Origin of the sequence: Arthrobacter sp. CAN_A1 (assembly GCF_015751665.1) — a bacterium.
Classification (GTDB): domain Bacteria; phylum Actinomycetota; class Actinomycetes; order Actinomycetales; family Micrococcaceae; genus Arthrobacter_D.
The window spans coordinates 107,717-124,298 of sequence record NZ_JADOUR010000006.1; the positions used below are offsets into that span (position 1 = coordinate 107,717).

A 16,582-nucleotide genomic window follows, 5' to 3' on the forward strand; every position below is an offset into this window, starting at 1 on the left:
CAATCTAACCGTTTCCGGCAGACCCCGGTGACACCCGGCCCGCGCCGTGATCCGCTAGAGGCCGCGCAGTGCGGTAACCGTCGTGTCCACGAGGTCCCGTCCCCGGGCCAGATCCAGCGCGCTGTCCCCCGAGCTGCCGACTGTCACGTTGATAGTGGTGGTCCCGACGACGGCGGTCAGCGAGACGGTCTGCTGGATAGTCCCCGGCACCTGGACCACGGTCTGGACCGCGAACGCCTCGTCGGCGATCGTAGCGACAGCCAACTCGCTCACGCGCACCATCACCGTCTCCCCCGCGATGTCCATCTCGAACTCGGAGCAGGCAGCGAGCTGGTCCCGGTTGGCGTCGAGCTGCTCCTCGATCACCTCATCCGATGCGTGGCTGGTCAGGCTGACGGAATCCGGCTGCAATGACGATGCTCCGGCGAAGGTCATGGTGGCGAGGGCGGCGTTCAGGGCCTGTTCGGTAAGATCCGGGTCGGCGAAGACGTTGCATTCCTCGGGCGAGACGGTCAGACCGCCAGGGTTCCCGCTGCCGGATTCCGCGACGAGCTCCCGGATGTCCGAGTCGGTCAGGATGACCCCTTCGAGCGACTCTTCAGCATTCAGTGTTTCCAGTGCTGCCGCCAGCTCGTCGGGCGTGAACTCGGCGTCCAAGCTGGCTGCCGGGGTGCCGCCGGCGTCGGCGCCGGCGGTTGGGTCGGTGGCGCTGTCGGTTGGGTCGGTGGTCGGTTCGGCCGCCAGCGTGGCGGGGGGTGGGAGGTCATCGGTGCCCTCGCCTGCGCTGCACCCGGTGCCGACAAGCAGAACGGCACCTGTGAGAGCGGCCAACCAGCGGCCGTCCCGCCCGCTCATAGCAGGACCGTGGCGAAGGTCCCCACTTGGCTAAATCCCACCGTCCGGTAGGCAGCCAGCGCCCGCGTGTTAAAGGAGTTGACGTAGAGGCTCACGACGGGGGCGCGTTGCTGAGCCACGAGGACGACGGCGGCGAGGTAGCTCGCGCTGAGGCCCTGCCCGCGGTAGGCCGGATTCATCCAGACACCCTGGATCTGAACCGTAGTGCTCGAGACTGTGCCGAGTTCGGCTTTGAAGATGACCTGACCATCGTCGTCGAAATCTGCCAGGGAGGCGTGTCGCCGGACCAGGGAGGCCACCCGGCGACGGTAATGGTCGCCTCCGCCGGTGAAGGGTGAGTAGCCCACCTCTTCCTCGAACATGGCGGCACACGCCGGCACGATGACGTCCAGTTCGTCCTCGCGGGTGAATCGCAGCCCGGCCGCAGGCTCAACGTGGGGTTGCCCCGTGATGGCCAACAGCGGCTGGGCGGGACGGACGTCGAATGGTTCGGGGCTGTACTCCAGCAACGTGGACCAGATGGCCAGCACTGCGTCGGAGGGCCCAAAGATCGAGGAGAACTTTCGTTTGGACTGCCCCAGGTAGGTGCCGAGGGCCGCACCGTCGGCAGCCGAGACCCCGATAGGCACCAGGTTGACGCCGGCCCAACACGCCGAAACCAGCTCCCCGGCACGGAAGATGCCGATTACCTCGCCGCCCGCGTAGGACGGCGACAGGCCGCGGGACGCTTCGAGGTGCGACGCGATGAAGACGTTGGCCGTCGGATCCCGGTCAACCAGCCGTCCGAGAGCTTCGTTGTGCTCCTTGCCGAGCGTCGCGAATCCATCGGACACGACGGGATCCGCTGGCCCGGCCGGCCCGGCCGGTCTGGCCGGACCTGGTTGTACGGCGTGGGACCTAACTGACGGTAACCATGGGGCCACCCTGGCCAGCAGTCTCGCCATCGGCTTCCCCCATCTCCTCAGCTATTCTCATGGCTTCTTCAATGAGTGTCTCAACAATCTGGTCTTCGGGAACAGTCTTGATGACCTGCCCCTTCACGAAAATCTGGCCTTTGCCGTTGCCGGAGGCCACCCCAAGGTCAGCTTCACGGGCTTCGCCTGGACCATTCACCACACACCCCATCACCGCGACGCGGAGCGGGATCTCCATGCCTTCGAGGCCGGCGGTCACCTGCTCGGCGAGGGTGTAGACGTCTACCTGGGCGCGTCCACAGGACGGGCAGGACACAATCTCCAGTTTTCGCGGCCGCAGGTTCAGCGACTGCAGAATCTGGTTTCCCACCTTGATTTCTTCAACCGGTGGGGCCGAAAGGGACACGCGGATGGTGTCACCGATTCCCTTGGACAGCAGCGCGCCGAAGGCTGTCGCTGATTTGATGGTTCCCTGGAAGGCGGGTCCCGCCTCGGTCACACCGAGGTGCAGGGGCCAGTCACCCCGTTCGGCCAGCAGCTCGTAGGCGCGGACCATGATCACCGGATCGTTGTGCTTCACGGAGATCTTGAAGTCGTGGAAGTCGTGTTCCTCGAAGAGGGATGCTTCCCAGACGGCCGACTCGACGAGCGCTTCCGGCGTTGCCTTGCCGTATTTTTCCATCAGCCGCGGGTCGAGGGAGCCAGCGTTGACGCCAATGCGGATCGAGGTTCCGGCAGCCTTGGCTGCGGCCGCGATCTCTTTGATCTGGTCATCAAACTTGCGGATATTTCCGGGGTTGACGCGGACGGCTGCGCAGCCCGCGTCGATGGCCGCGAAGACGTACTTCGGCTGGAAGTGGATATCAGCGATGACCGGGATCTGTGACTTCCGGGCGATGATCGGCAGAGCTGCGGCGTCGTCGGCGGACGGGCATGCAACGCGCACAATGTCACAGCCGGTGGCTGTCAGCTCAGCGATCTGCTGCAGGGTCGCATTGATATCGGTGGTGGGGGTGGTGGTCATGGATTGGATGCTGATGGGCGAATCCGATCCGACGCCCACGGAGCCGACCTTGATCTGCCGGGTTTTGCGGCGGGGAGCAAGGACGGGCGGTGGGGCGGCTGGCATTCCTAAACTGACCGAGGTCAAAGGATCCTCCATGTGTAGTTCATCGGTACATCAAATGTGGTGGGTTTATGCGTACTGCGACAACAGGCCGATGCCGGGCTTCCACTCGGTGGCCTTGACCGCAGCGATAGCACCCTGGAGGGCGAAAGGATCCTGGCGCAGGAGATCGTTGAGCCCCAGCTCGTCATCGGCGGTGAAGATCAGCAGTGCACCAGCACCATCGGCGAAGGCGCCGGAGGCGAGGACCCGCCCATCGGTTACGAGGCTGCTGAGCCACTCGCGGTGAGCCGGCCGGTGCTCATCGCGTAGGTCGGAGGTATCAGGGCCATACACATATTCCACTGCGAAAACACTCATGGATCCACCTTATACGTGATTACAGGAGGTATGCCGCAGTGAAGCCGGCGACGGCGGCCGCCCACAACATGGATGTCAGGGTTCCGATGATGAAGCGTTCGGCAACCGCTGGTGTGTCTTTCAACTCCGCGTACCTGCCAAGGCCCTTGATTGCCACGACGTAGGCGATCGCCACCGGTTCGTTGGCGAGGATGGCGCCAGCCACTGCGAGCCGCTCGAGGACGCCGATCACCAGACCACCACGCAAAACTCCGGGGCGGGATGCAGGCTTCGCAGAAGTTGTGGGGTCATGTGTTGGCGGATCGGGGATCACTATCCGCGGGCGGGCGTCGTCCGCGGGCAGCCCGGAAGTCTCCGCGGGTTCGCGCCTGCTCTGGTGCTCGGCCCTGTCCTGCGGAGCGTTGTCCTGCTCGGCCCAGTCCTGCGCCGCCTGGTGATGCTCTGCCGTCTTCTCGTGCTCATCGACCGTTCGCGCAAGCTTGAGCACGCCGGTGGTTACTGGCCAACCAACACCTGCCGCCACCAGCAGCGCCAGTATGATCCACAGTGCTTCCATGCAGGCCTCATCTTCCTGTCGTTACACCGGGACTCTACAGTCTGGGTCTGACGCTTTGTTCGCGGGGCTATTCTTTGTTCGCCGGACTAGTCCCGGGAGGCCTCGTCGGCTCGCTGCAACAACACTGCGGCGGCCGGCCGGGCGGCCCATTCCTCAACCCACGCCGATCGGCCAACCGCCTTACTGACGGCCTGGGAGGTGATGCCGAGCTGTCTCGCCACGGCAGTCTGACTCCCCCATTTGCCTGGTTCCAGCAGATCGAGGACACGCCATTCGGCCGCCGTCCGCTTCATGACGTGCAACCCAATCAGCATCAGCACCCCCTCTGCTTCGGAAGACCCCACCCCACCGTCTACGGCGACTGCCGCCCGGTCCCCGGCCTTCTTCGCTCGTTCGACTGCCGCTCGGGCAGCGACAAAGGCAGAACCTCTTCCCTCGCGCGCGCTCGACGGCAGGGGCAGTTCCACGCCCCCCACCCCGATCCCGACATACCAACCGCCCGCTCGAAGGCAGAGCAGAGCTGCGTCGACCACTGCCTCCGGCGAGTCAAGGACCCCCTGCGCCTCATCACCGACCGAGCGGTCGAAGGGCACGGCTGCTGGCACCTGCCGGAGGAGGTCGAGGAGGCCGGGGACCCCGTCGTCGGCCTGGGAACTACCCTTCTGATCGATCGTCATGACAAACATATTTCAACCCTAAGCGGTTGAGAAAGCAATAACAACCTATTTAGCACTCAATTTAATTTACAACCATCTTGTGTTGAACCTCGATGGCTGATTTGACATACCTAGCCGAACAGATTGACCGGCTTCACGATGTCCGCGTAAATCAGCAGGGCGCCCATGCCCATGAGGAGAACTGCCACCACGTAGGTGAGCGGGAGGAGCCTGGCCATGTCGAAGGGGCCAGGGTCGGGGCGCTTGAACAACCGTGCGAAGGTCCGACGGACTCCTTCCCATAGCGCACCCGCGATGTGTCCGCCGTCGAGGGGCAGCAACGGGATGAGGTTGAAGACAAACAAGGCAATATTGACGCCGCCCACCAGGCCGACCAGGGTCGCTACCCGGGATTCGATGGGGATTTCATCCATGGCGGAGACTTCGCCGGCAATACGGCCGACGCCGACCACGCTGATCGGACCTTCGGGATCACGCGGCGCGTCCGAAAACGCTGCCTGCCCCACCTCGACGACCCGCTGCGGAAGATTGATCACCACGCCGGTCACTGCGACGACATTCTCGCCCACTGCGGGCAACACGTCGCTTGCCGGGCCGGGAACGAGTTCCTGCTGGGAGCCGACGCCGATAAACCCTACCGCTTCGAGTACCGGAGTTCCGTCGTCGTCGAGCTTGGGGCGCCCGTCGATGTCCGGCACGGGGCGTTCGGTGAGCAGCGGCGTGATGGTGGCGTTGACGGTGTCACCGTCGCGCACATAAGAGATGTCTGTTTCTTCGCCAGCGGTGTCCCTGATCCAGGCGGACAGCTGGATCCAGTCGGTGACTTCCTGACCGTCGTAGCTCACCACCCGGTCGCCGGGCTGCAGCCCGGCGTCGAAGGCTGGGGCGGGAGGATCCTCGTCGGAACAGGCAGTCTGCCCCGTGGAGGCCTGCTGGCTGGCTGGCACCACGCATTCGTAGACCTCGGAGACGGTGGTGGTCGCCTGCGGCGATCCGAAGCCCATAATCAGGATGGCGAACATGATGACGCCGATGATCAAGTTCATCACCGGCCCGCCGAGCATGATGATGATGCGCTTCCAGATGGGCAGCTTGTAGAAGACCCGGTTTTCGTCGCCAGGTTGTAGCTGCTCGGCGGCGGCCTGCCGCGCGTCGGAGGTCAGTTGCTGAAACATCCCGGTGCTCGATGGGCGGACTGCCGTCCCGGTGCTGACGCCGTCGTCGACCTTGGCTGGCGGGAACATCCCCACCATGGAGACGTAGCCGCCGAGGGGAATGGCCTTGAATCCATATTCGGTGTCACCGCGGCGGCGGGAGAAGAGGGTGGGCCCAAACCCGATCATGTACTGGGTAACGCGGACTTTGAAGAGCTTGGCGGGGACAAGGTGCCCCACTTCGTGCAGAGCGATGGACGCGGCAATACCTATTGCAACGAAGAGCACTCCCAGAACGAAGAGCAGAATGGACAACGCGTTTCCTTTGGCTTAGCTGAACTGATCCTGCACACCACAACGAATTCGGGCGAGTGTGCGTGCCCGTTTTTCGGCGTCGAGCACGCTGCTGAGAGTGAGTGGCCCGGTGCTGTCGTACTCGGCGGTGACGGCCTCCACCGTATCCACAATGTCAGTGAAACCTATTGCTCCGCTGTGAAAGGCCTCGACCGCTTCTTCATTGGCGGCGTTGTAGACGGCCATCGCCGTTCCGCCGCAGGCTGCTGCCGCTTTGGCGAGCCGGACAGCCGGGAACGCCTCCTCGTCGAGGGGTTCGAAGGTCCAGGTGGCCGCCGTCGTCCAGTCGCAGGGGGTTGCCGCGCCGGGGATCCGGTGTGGCCAGCCGATGCCGAGGGCGATGGGGAGGCGCATGTCGGGCGGCGACGCCTGGGCGATGGTGGACCCGTCAGTGAACTGCACCATCGAGTGGATGATCGACTGGGGGTGGACGACGACGTCGATCCGCTCCAGCGGGATGCCGAAGAGCAGGTGCGCCTCGATGACCTCAAGCGCCTTGTTGACCATGGTCGCGGAATTGGTCGTGACCATTTTGCCCATATCCCAGGTGGGGTGGGCGAGGGCCTGCTGGGGGGTGACGTTTTGGAGGTCCTTCCTCGCTTTGCCGCGGAAAGGACCGCCCGATGCGGTGAGGATCAGCCGGTCCACCTCATCGGCGGTGCCGGAGCGCAGGCACTGGGCGATGGCCGAGTGCTCGGAATCCACTGGGACAATCTGGCCTTCGGCTGCTTCGTCGTGGACCAGCTGACCACCGACAATGAGGGATTCCTTGTTGGCAAGGGCGAGCAGATGTCCGGCTTTGAGAGCTGCGAGGGTCGGGGCGAGCCCAATGGATCCGGTAATGCCATTGAGGACGACGTCGGCGTCAGGCCAGGCGGCGAGGTGGGCCGAGGCATCGGGACCGGTAAACAGTGTCGGTGAGTAGTTCTTGCCTGACGCTGTCCTGGCGGCTGCCGCACGGATGGCTGCACTGAGTTCCGCTTCGGTGCCGGTGGCTGATGCGACCGCCTGGGCGGTGGTGGCCACGGCCTGTTCCGCCAGTAGCGTGAGGTTTCCGCCGCCGGCCGCCAGCGCTGTGACGATAAACCGATCCGGAGCCTGCCGGATGACGTCGATGGCCTGGGTGCCGATCGAGCCAGTGGATCCGAGGATGACGACCCGGCGGCGTCCTGTGTCTGGGGCGGTGAATACCATGATTCAAGTATCGCGCACCGGCAGGTTCGGATACGCGAAAAACGGCCCCTCAGCTCACGCCCGCCGATTGGATTGGCAGCACCTGAGCCCAAGGGCCGTTCTTACGATCGCCGCGCCGAGTGCGCGGACGCCGCTTAGCGGTTGATGGAGGCGAGCGCGTCGGGGATGGCTTCCTCGCCGGAAATCAGCTCAAGTACCTGCCGGTCCCCCAGCTTGGTCTCGAGAAGTGCGGCGATCACCGCTGCGACGTCCTTCCGCGGTACCGATCCCTGGCCGGTCTTCGAGGTCAGACGCACGCGACCGGTGGCAGGATCGTCAGTCAATCCACCAGGCCGGACGATGGTCCAGCTGAAGGAGGACCGGGCTACCAGGTCTTCTTCGGCAGCGAGCTTGGCCTGGAGGTAGGCGTAGAAGATGTCGTCAAGTCCGTCGGGGCGCTGGCCGTCGCGGACCGAGTCAGCACCCATGGACGAGATCTGCACAAATCGTTTCACGCCGGCTATTTCGGCTGCGTCTGCCAACAGCACAGACGCACCGCGGTCGACGGTGTCTTTGCGCTCGGCGCTGCTGCCTGGCCCGGCACCGGCTGCGAAGACGACTGCGTCAGCACCTGTCAGCACTTTGGCGAGTTCGTCGGCCGAGCTCGACTCAAGGTCGACGACCTCCGGGGTACCTCCGTCGCTCTCTATGTCTTTGTTGTGCTCGGGGTTGCGGATAAGTCCGACAACCTCGTGACCCTGGTGAACAAGGTGGCGGGTGAGTTCGCGGGCAATTTTTCCGTGGGCTCCTGCTATCACTGTTTTCATAGTGGGGTAACGGTTGAGGGGGTCCATCAAATTCCCTCGGGCAAATCATCAGCGATCACACCGGCTAGCCCTCGCCGGCCCTCGCCAGAGTTTGCTGGGCTTGACGAAGAATCGGACCGTCGATCATCCGCCCCCGAAACTGGAACACACCACCGCTCTGGGTGGCCTCGGCCAGAATCGCCCGAGCGTAGTCGACCTCCTCCGCGGAAGGCCGATACGCTTCTCGAATCACCGCTACCTGGCTGGGATGGATGCAGGCCTTTGAGCCGAAACCGGATGCCACAGCATCTCGAGACTCGGCAGCCAACCCGTCAAGATCAGCGATATTGATAAACACTGAGTCCATTGCCGCCTTGCCCGCTGCCGCCGCCGACAGCAACACATGCGCCCGTGCATGCGAGGCGACCTGGCGGTACGACCCGTTATCGGTACGGCTCGACGAGCCGCCCAACGAAGCCACCAGATCCTCCGCGCCCCACATCAGGGCCACAACATTGAGCTCAGCAGCGATCGCCTGCGCGTTGAGGATCCCCGTAGCGGTTTCACAAAGAGCAATAACCGAGAAGGGGTTCAAACCCCACAGATCGGCGGCCGACTCGGTCTTGGCCAGCATGACCGTGCGGTATCCCGTGTGCTTCAGCATCTCCACATCAAGAGCGAATTCGGGCGTCGATGCAGGGTTGATTCTCACTATGGTCCGCGAAGGATCGAGCCGGCTGGCCGCCACAGCATCGCGTGCCGCAGCCTTACCCGCTGGCGCAACAGCATCCTCAAGATCCAGAATGACCGCATCCGCCCGCTCGGCCGCCTTGCCGAACCGTTCAGGCCGATCCGCCGGACAAAACAACAACGCCGGTCCCATGATGAAAGTACTCATGAATTCTGGTGCCCCTCCTGGGTCCACATCAGCACGCTCCGGGTGAGCGTAGCGACAACGGTCCCGTCCTGATTGCGACCGGTGTGATCCATGGTGACAATTCCCTGCCCGGGACGCGACGCCGACAGCCGCTTCTCGGTCACCACAGTCTCCGTATAGAGGGTGTCTCCGTGAAATAGCGGGTGCGGGAAACGCACGTTGGTCATACCCAACTGAGCCACGATGGTGCCCTGAGTCAACTGCGGGACTGATTGCCCCACCACGGTCGCCAACGTCAGCATCGAGTTCATCAGCCGCTGCCCAAACGGCTGCGACTCGCTCCACGCCGCGTCAAGGTGCAACGCCTGGGTGTTCATGGTCATGGTGGTGAACAGCACGTTATCCGCCTCGGTCAGTGTGCGACCAGGCTTGTGCGAGTAGATCACCTCGGTGTCGAGCTCATCGAAGTACAGTCCCCGCTGCTCAACGACGGTCCGATCCGATCCCGACGACGACGACTCAGCCATGGAGGTCAACCTCAAGGTGGGCGCCGGTGGCGGCGATCACCTCGTCAACGCTTACGCCGGGCGCCGTTTCGCGCAACACCAGGGTGCCGCCGTTACGACCGTGGTCGACATCGATCACGGCAAGATCGGTGATGATCCGGTTGACGCACCCCTTGCCGGTCAACGGCAGCGAGCAGGACTCAACGATTTTTGGCTTACCGCTGCGGTCAACGTGCTCCATCATCACAATGACCCGTTTCGCACCAAACACCAGGTCCATGGCACCGCCCATGCCCTTGACCATCTTGCCGGGAATCATCCAGTTCGCGAGGTCGCCATTCTCGGCGACCTCCATGGCACCCAGAACCGCCACATCAACATGGCCACCACGGATCATGCCAAAGGAGGCCGCCGAGTCGAAGAACGCCGCACCGGAATTAACGGTCACCGTCTCCTTGCCCGCATTGATCAGGTCAGCGTCCAGCTGCTCCTCGGTGGGGTATGGCCCGACTCCGAGAATCCCATTCTCGGAGTGCAGCACCACCTCGACACCCTCGGGGATGTAGTTGGGAATCAGTGTGGGCATGCCGATCCCCAAATTGACGTACTGTCCGTTTTCCAGTTCCTGGGCAACGCGGGCCGCCAGCTCGTTACGTGTCAGTGCCATGGTCAGACCGCCTTCGCCGGGTTGGAAATATCGGATGCTTCGGAAAATAGTGGCTGCTCGGTGGACGGTGCCGAACCAGCCTGGTCAGACGGCTGCGACGCCTGATCAGAAGCGAGCGACACGGTCCGCTTCTCGATCCGCTTCTCCGGGTTTGGCGTGAGCACCACGCGCTGAACAAAGATGCCGGGAATATGGACATGCTCGGGATCGAGCTCGCCCGGCTCCACCAGCTCCTCCACCTCAGCGATAGTGATTTTTCCCGCCTGCGCACAGAGCGGGTTGAAGTTCATGGCGGTGGCATGGAAAACAAGGTTGCCGTGCCGGTCCCCCTTCCAGGCGTGGACCAGTGCGAAGTCGGGGTTGACCGACTCCTCAAGCACATAGTCCTGCCCGCCAAAGGTACGCACTTCTTTCGCTGCCGATGCGACGGTGACGTTACCGGCGTCGTCGTACTTCTGCGGCAATCCTCCCTCGCTCACCTGCGTGCCGACCCCTGCCGGGGTATAGAAGGCGGGAATACCGGCGCCACCGGCGCGCAGCTTCTCGGCGAGGGTCCCCTGCGGCGTCAGCTCCACCTCGAGTTCACCCGACAGGTACTGACGTGCAAATTCCTTATTCTCGCCCACATATGAGCTGATGGTGCGGCGGATCCGACCGTCAAACAGGAGGACACCCAGCCCCCAGTTGTCGACGCCGCAGTTGTTGCTGATGGTTTCGAGGTCGGTTGTGCCCTGCTGATGCAGCGCGTCGATCAGGGCCACGGGAATTCCGCAGAGCCCAAACCCGCCGACGGCCAGCGAGGCACCATCGGGGATATCGGACACTGCCTCGGCGGCCGTCGCAACAACTTTGTCGATCACTATAACTCCTTCAGTACTGACGTATGACGGGTTGCTAGAGTCCCAGTTCCCGGGCGATCAGCATCAGCTGAACCTCGGTAGTTCCCTCGCCCACTTCGAGAATCTTCGAGTCCCGGTAGTGGCGTGAGACGGTGAACTCATTGATAAAGCCGTAGCCGCCGAAGATCTGGGTGGCGTCCCGGGCGTTGTCCATTGCAGCTTCACCCGCCACCAGCTTAGCGATCGAAGCCTGTGTCTTGAATGGCTTACCGGCGAGCATGCGGGACGCGGCGTCGTAGTACGCCAGCCGCGCGGTGTGCGCCCGGGCCTGCATCCGCGCAATCTTGAACTGGATCGACTGGAACGACCCGATGTTGGTGCCGAACGCCTGACGTTCCTTGGCGTACTTGATCGACTCTTCGACACAGCCCTGAGCGGCGCCGGTGGCCAGCGCGGCGATGGCGATGCGGCCCTCGTCGAGGATCTGGAGGAAGTTGGCGTAACCGCGGCCACGGGTACCCAGCAGGTTCGCTTCGGGAACGTGCACATCGGTGAGCGTGAGCGGGTGGGTGTCGGAGGCGTTCCAGCCCACCTTGTTGTACGCCTTTTCGGCCTTGAAACCCGGGGTGTTGGACGGCACCAGGATGGTCGAGATTTCCTTTTTCACCGACCCGTCGCCGCGCGTGATGGTGTCGGTGACCGCGGTGACCGTCACCAGGCGGGTGATGTCGGTGCCGGAGTTGGTGATGAACTCCTTGGTGCCGTTGATGACCCATTCGCCGTTCACAAGTTTCGCCGTCGTCTTGGTTCCCGACGCATCCGAGCCGGCCTCCGACTCTGTCAGGCCGAAGCCACCAAGCGCTTTGCCGCTGGCCAGCAGCGGAAGCCATTCCTGTTTCTGTTCCTCGGTGCCGAACCGGTAGACCGGCATCGCGCCCAGCGACACGCCAGCCTCGAGGGTGATGGCGACCGACTGGTCCACCCGGGCCAGCTGTTCCAGCGCGAGGCAGAGGGCAAAGTAGTCTCCACCCATGCCGCCGTATTGCTCGGGGAAGGGCAGGCCGAACAACCCCATGTCAGCCATCTGGTCCACGACGGCGTAAGGGAAGCTGTGCTCCTCGTCATGCTTGGCTGACACTGGCGCGACAACCTCGTCGGCGAAATCGCGGACTGTGTCGACCAGGTCCTGGTATTCCTCGCTGAGTTCAAAGTTCATGACTTACGCTTCTTCTTTCGTGGGGGTCGGTCCTGCTACGTCGGACAGGGTTTCGGTCGTATGAATTCGTGCGACGATCTGGTTGGCCTTGACGAGGTCGCCGGCTTTGAGGTGGATGGCCACCGTGCCGGCGACGGTGGCCGTCAGCTGGTGTTCCATCTTCATGGCCTCGACGCTGAGCAGCGTCTGACCCGCGAGGACAGTGTCGCCGTCGGCCACTGACACTGACGTGACAGTTCCCGGCATCGTGGAGCGCACCTCGGGGTCGGCGGTCCCTTCGGCCCGGGCGATCTGCGAAAGCTGGGTTTCGAGCCGTTCGGCCCGGTCGAGCATCCGTACCGACGTCGACCACCCGGCGTCGGAATACCAGAGGGTCGCGCCGTCCTGGCCGATAGCCGCCCGACGACGGATGCCGTCCACGGTCACAGTGCCCTGGCCCGGATGGTGGGTCACGGTCCGTGGTGGGCCGTCGCCGAGATGGACGTCGTAGCCCGCAGCCGTCGGCTGCACGAGCACCTCCCGGACATCGCCTGGAGCGACGGTGAGATGCACCGTCCGGGGCCGTCGTGTTCCAATCCGCCACCCGTCCCGGCGGGCCCAGGGCGATCCGGCCGGATGGAAACTGGCAGGCTCGGACACGGAATTGCCCGCCCCGACGGCTGCAAGGATTGACACCTCCTCGTCGGAGATACGACGGAACGTCAACCCGGGCAGTTTGCGTTCGATCATGGTGGTGTCGAGGCGTCCCGCGCGGACGTCGTCGTCGTTGATCAAGAGCCTGAGGTACTCGGTGTTGGTGTTGACGCCCAACACCACTGTGTCGGCGAGCGCCTGGTCCAGCCGGTCGAGAGCCTCGGTGCGGTGGCGACCCCACGTAATCACCTTGGAGAGCATCGGATCGTAGCTGGCGGAGATGTCGAGCCCGTCGAGTAGCGAGCTGTCCACCCGGATGCCCTCGCCGACCGGTTCCGCGAGGTGGATCACCGTGCCGGTAGACGGCAGGAACCCGGACTCGGGATCTTCGGCATAGACCCGTGCCTCGACCGCGTGCCCGGTGAGCACGACGTCGTCCTGGGACAGGGTGAGCTTCTCACCCGCGGCGATGCGCACCTGCCACTGCACCAGATCGATGCCGGTGACCAGTTCGGTGACGGGGTGCTCCACCTGGAGCCGGGTGTTCATCTCCATGAAGAAGAACTCATCAGGTGCGTCTGCTGACACCAGGAACTCGACGGTCCCCGCTCCGCTGTACTCGACGCTGCGGGCCGCATTGCAGGCCGCTTCGCCGATGCGGGCACGGGTTGCCTCATCGAGCAGCGGCGACGGGGCCTCCTCGATGACCTTCTGATGACGGCGCTGCAGCGAGCATTCCCGCTCCCCCAAATGAATGACGTTGCCGTGGTTGTCGGCGAGGATCTGAACTTCGATGTGCCGCGGCGTGAGGATCAGCCGCTCCATGAACAGGGTGTCGTCGCCGAAAGCCGACGCGGCAACGCGCCGCGCGGTTGGCAGGGTCCCGGCCAGGTCCTCCTGCCGTTCGACCACGTGCATTCCCTTGCCGCCGCCCCCGGCCGAGGGCTTGATCAGCAGGGGGAACCCGACGTCGGCCGCAGCCTCCAGTAGCTGCTGGTCGGTCAGCCCCGGCTGGGCAATACCCGGCACCACCGGCACCCCGTGGTCCATCACGTGATTCTTGGACCGGATCTTGTCGCCCATGACATTCAGCGCATGCACCGAGGGGCCGATGAATGCTATGTCTGCATCGCTCAGAGCCTGGGCGAAGGCCTGGTTCTCGCTGAGGAATCCGTACCCGGGGTGGACCGCCTGGGCGCCGGTGCGCTGGCAAGCATCGAGGATCGCGTCGATGGACAGGTAGCTCAGCGCTGGGGACGCCGGTCCGATCCGCACCGCCACGTCGGCTTCCCGGACATGGAGGGCACCGGCGTCGGCGTCGCTGTAGACGGCCACCGACCGGATGCCCAGCGTGCGGAGGGATCGGATCACCCGGCACGCGATCTCGCCCCGGTTGGCGACCAGCACGGTATCGAAGAGGGCGGCGTCGGACAGGGCAGGGTCGGTCATTGGTTCGATGGGTAACATCTCGCTCACATCCGGAAAAGGCCGAAGGAGGTGTCCCGGACCGGCGCGTTGGCACAAATGTCCAAGGCGAGGCCGAGCACCGTGCGGGTATCCGCGGGGTCAATAATGCCGTCATCCCAGAGACGGGCTGTCGAGTAGTAGGGGCTACCCTGCGCCTCGTACTGCTCACGGATGGGTTCCTTGAACGCCTCTTCGTCCTCGGCGCTCCAGTCCTCTCCGCGTCCCTCCAGCTGGTCCCGTTTGACGGTTCCGAGCACCGACGAGGCCTGGTTGCCGCCCATGACCGAAATCCTGCTGGAGGGCCACATCCACAGGAATCGCGGCGAGTAGGCACGCCCGCACATCGAGTAGTTGCCTGCACCAAAGGAGCCGCCGACGACGACGGTCAGTTTGGGGACACGGCAAGTGGCGACAGCGGTGACCATCTTGGCGCCGTTTTTGGCGATACCGCCTGCCTCGTAGTCGCGGCCGACCATGAAGCCGGACAGGTTCTGCAGGAAGATCAGCGGGATTCCCCGCTGGTCGCACAGTTCGATGAAGTGGGCTCCCTTGAGCGCCGATTCGCTGAATAGCACGCCGTTGTTGGCCACGATGCCCACCTGATGGCCGTGCAGCGTAGCGAAGCCGGTGACCAGCGTAACCCCGTACTCTTTCTTGAACTCATGGAACTGGCTGCCGTCGACGAGCCGGGCGATGACTTCACGGGCATCGTAGGAGGCGTTGACGTCGGTGGGGACCGCGCCGTAGACCTCGTCGGGATCGACAGCCGGGGCGGTGGAAGCAGTGATCTCCCAGGCCGGCGCGTTTCGCGGCAGGGTGGAGATGATGTCACGGACTATCTCCAGTGCGTGGGTGTCGTTTTCCGCCAGATGATCGGTAACCCCGGAGATTTTCGAGTGGACGTCTCCCCCGCCCAGCTCCTCGGCGGTCACTATCTCGCCGATGGCTGCCTTCACCAGGGGCGGGCCACCCAGGAAGATGGTGCCCTGGTTGCGAACAATGACAGTCTCGTCACTCATGGCGGGGACATACGCTCCACCGGCGGTACACGACCCCATGACGGCGGCGATCTGCGGGATTTTCCGGGACGACATGGTGGCCTGGTTGAAGAAGATACGGCCGAAGTGCTCCTTGTCCGGGAACACCTCGTCCTGTTTGGGCAGGAACGCTCCGCCGGAGTCCACCAGGTAGACACACGGCAGGTTGTTCTCCAACGCGATTTCCTGGGCCCGCAGGTGTTTCTTGACCGTGAGGGGGTAGTAGGTGCCACCCTTGACGGTCGCGTCGTTGGAAATCACCAGTACGTGGCGGCCGTGGACGAGCCCGACGCCGGCGATGACCCCTGCGCCCGGGCATTCGTCGTCGTACAGTCCGTTGGCAGCCAGCGGTGCGATCTCCAGGAAGGGGCTACCGTCGTCGAGCAGCTGGTCGATCCGCTCGCGCGGGAGGAGCTTGCCGCGGGCGACGTGCCGCTCACGCGATCGCGGAGGGCCACCGAGGGCCGCCTCAGCGAGCCTGTCCCGCAATTCGGTGACCAGTTGCCGCTGCGCAGTGTCGTTCTCGAGAAAGCCGGGGCTGGTGGGATCTACCTGGGATGTCAGCGTCTGCATGGAGGGTCTTTCCCTGACCGGTTGCTCGTCGGCGAGCGCACCGTCTGTTTGGAGGCACTTTCAGTTAGTATGTACTAACTGAGTTTAGGTTAGTAGCTAATAACCGACTTGTCCACCAAAATGGGATGACCGGTCCACGAGACCGCACGAGATGGGGCATCAATGGAAGCTTCTGCTCCGAGCCGGATTACCGGCCGCAGCATGGCGAAGGCCTCGCGCCGCGCCGCCCTGCTGGATGCCGCGGCCCAACTGTTTGCCGATCGAGGCTACAACGGTGTCTCCATCGAGGATCTCGGCGCCGCGGCCGGCGTCAGCGGGCCGGCCGTCTACCGCCACTTCAGCAACAAACCGGCAGTTCTCGCGGCTCTTCTGGCTGGTGTCAGCGAGGACTTGCTCCGCGGCAGTAATGCGGTGGTAGCCGATGCCCCCGACCCGGCATCGGCGCTCCGCGGACTGATCGAATTCCAGGTGGACTTTGCGTTGCGGAATGCCAACGTGATCAGGGTGCAGGACCGGGACCTCAACAGCCTGACCCCCGAAGATGAGCACACCGTTCGGTTCCTGCAGCGCCAATATGTGGAAGTGTGGGTGGATGTCATGGCCAAGCTCCTGCCCGACGACGACCCCGCCCAACTTCGCCGCAAGGCTCATGCAGCCTTTGGGCTGATCAACTCGACTCCGCACACAACTCCACGCCGGAAAAGCAGCAGCGACATCGCCGACCTGCGGCTCTTGCTGGAGAAAATGGCATGGTCGGCGCTTAATGCGTAGCCAATTGCCTAGTAACCTGTT

17 protein-coding genes are annotated in these 16,582 nt (G+C 63.9%); 1 reads left to right on the top strand and 16 read right to left on the bottom strand.

Annotation, left to right across the window (positions count from 1 at the left end; all coding sequences use genetic code 11):
• Nucleotides 1-54 precede the first annotated feature (54 nt).
• From IWX62_RS09000 to IWX62_RS09075, 16 genes are all read right to left on the bottom strand, one after another.
• A complete protein-coding gene (locus tag IWX62_RS09000) occupies nucleotides 55-855 on the bottom strand; it encodes a hypothetical protein (protein ID WP_196841063.1) in 801 nt (266 codons plus the stop codon).
• A complete protein-coding gene (locus IWX62_RS09005; protein ID WP_196841064.1) occupies nucleotides 852-1,688 on the bottom strand; it encodes a GNAT family N-acetyltransferase in 837 nt (278 codons plus the stop codon). The genes IWX62_RS09000 and IWX62_RS09005 overlap by 4 nt, the downstream gene beginning before the upstream one ends.
• 64 nt (nucleotides 1,689-1,752) lie before the next feature.
• A complete protein-coding gene (ispG, locus tag IWX62_RS09010; RefSeq protein WP_196841195.1) occupies nucleotides 1,753-2,919 on the bottom strand; it encodes a flavodoxin-dependent (E)-4-hydroxy-3-methylbut-2-enyl-diphosphate synthase in 1,167 nt (388 codons plus the stop codon).
• Nucleotides 2,920-2,964: 45 nt separating this feature from the next.
• Nucleotides 2,965-3,255, bottom strand: coding sequence for a YciI family protein (locus tag IWX62_RS09015; protein ID WP_196841065.1), 291 nt, complete (start codon nucleotides 3,253-3,255; stop codon nucleotides 2,965-2,967).
• A 19-nt stretch (nucleotides 3,256-3,274) separates the two neighbouring features.
• A complete protein-coding gene (locus IWX62_RS09020) occupies nucleotides 3,275-3,811 on the bottom strand; it encodes a hypothetical protein (RefSeq protein WP_196841066.1) in 537 nt (178 codons plus the stop codon).
• Between the two features lie 86 nt (nucleotides 3,812-3,897).
• On the bottom strand, nucleotides 3,898-4,497 hold the full coding sequence (locus IWX62_RS09025; RefSeq protein ID WP_196841067.1) for a MarR family transcriptional regulator: 600 nt from the start codon (nucleotides 4,495-4,497) through the stop codon (nucleotides 3,898-3,900).
• 101 nt (nucleotides 4,498-4,598) lie between these two features.
• Nucleotides 4,599-5,957, bottom strand: a complete 1,359-nt coding sequence (locus IWX62_RS09030; protein ID WP_196841068.1) for a M50 family metallopeptidase — start codon at nucleotides 5,955-5,957, stop codon at nucleotides 4,599-4,601.
• Between the two features lie 15 nt (nucleotides 5,958-5,972).
• Nucleotides 5,973-7,190 (bottom strand): 1-deoxy-D-xylulose-5-phosphate reductoisomerase, encoded by a 1,218-nt coding sequence (gene dxr / locus IWX62_RS09035; RefSeq protein ID WP_196841069.1) that lies wholly within the window; start codon nucleotides 7,188-7,190, stop codon nucleotides 5,973-5,975.
• A gap of 134 nt (nucleotides 7,191-7,324) precedes the next feature.
• The gene (locus tag IWX62_RS09040; RefSeq protein WP_196841070.1) at nucleotides 7,325-7,996 is read right to left on the bottom strand and encodes an NAD(P)-binding oxidoreductase; all 672 of its coding nucleotides are present in this window, start codon (nucleotides 7,994-7,996) and stop codon (nucleotides 7,325-7,327) included.
• A gap of 64 nt (nucleotides 7,997-8,060) precedes the next feature.
• Nucleotides 8,061-8,873, bottom strand: coding sequence for an HpcH/HpaI aldolase/citrate lyase family protein (locus tag IWX62_RS09045; RefSeq protein ID WP_196841071.1), 813 nt, complete (start codon nucleotides 8,871-8,873; stop codon nucleotides 8,061-8,063).
• Nucleotides 8,870-9,379 (bottom strand): MaoC family dehydratase, encoded by a 510-nt coding sequence (locus tag IWX62_RS09050; protein ID WP_196841072.1) that lies wholly within the window; start codon nucleotides 9,377-9,379, stop codon nucleotides 8,870-8,872. Before IWX62_RS09050 ends, IWX62_RS09045 begins: the two co-directional genes overlap by 4 nt.
• Nucleotides 9,372-10,025 (bottom strand): CoA transferase subunit B, encoded by a 654-nt coding sequence (locus IWX62_RS09055; RefSeq protein WP_196841073.1) that lies wholly within the window; start codon nucleotides 10,023-10,025, stop codon nucleotides 9,372-9,374. The genes IWX62_RS09050 and IWX62_RS09055 overlap by 8 nt, the downstream gene beginning before the upstream one ends.
• 2 nt (nucleotides 10,026-10,027) lie before the next feature.
• Nucleotides 10,028-10,885 carry a CoA transferase subunit A gene (locus tag IWX62_RS09060; RefSeq protein ID WP_196841074.1) on the bottom strand — a complete coding sequence of 286 codons (858 nt, stop codon included), beginning with the start codon at nucleotides 10,883-10,885 and terminating at the stop codon, nucleotides 10,028-10,030.
• Between the two features lie 34 nt (nucleotides 10,886-10,919).
• Nucleotides 10,920-12,080, bottom strand: a complete 1,161-nt coding sequence (locus IWX62_RS09065; RefSeq protein ID WP_196841075.1) for an acyl-CoA dehydrogenase family protein — start codon at nucleotides 12,078-12,080, stop codon at nucleotides 10,920-10,922.
• Between the two features lie 3 nt (nucleotides 12,081-12,083).
• Entirely contained in the window at nucleotides 12,084-14,162 is a 2,079-nt protein-coding gene (locus IWX62_RS09070) for an acetyl/propionyl/methylcrotonyl-CoA carboxylase subunit alpha (protein ID WP_333483317.1), read from the bottom strand.
• Between the two features lie 23 nt (nucleotides 14,163-14,185).
• Complete coding sequence (locus IWX62_RS09075; protein ID WP_196841076.1) at nucleotides 14,186-15,790, bottom strand: carboxyl transferase domain-containing protein; 1,605 nt, start codon at nucleotides 15,788-15,790, stop codon at nucleotides 14,186-14,188.
• 162 nt (nucleotides 15,791-15,952) lie between these two features.
• On the opposite strand from IWX62_RS09075, the gene IWX62_RS09080 reads away from it, so the two are divergent.
• Nucleotides 15,953-16,561 carry a TetR/AcrR family transcriptional regulator gene (locus tag IWX62_RS09080; protein ID WP_333483318.1) on the top strand — a complete coding sequence of 203 codons (609 nt, stop codon included), beginning with the start codon at nucleotides 15,953-15,955 and terminating at the stop codon, nucleotides 16,559-16,561.
• Nucleotides 16,562-16,582: the final 21 nt, after the last annotated feature.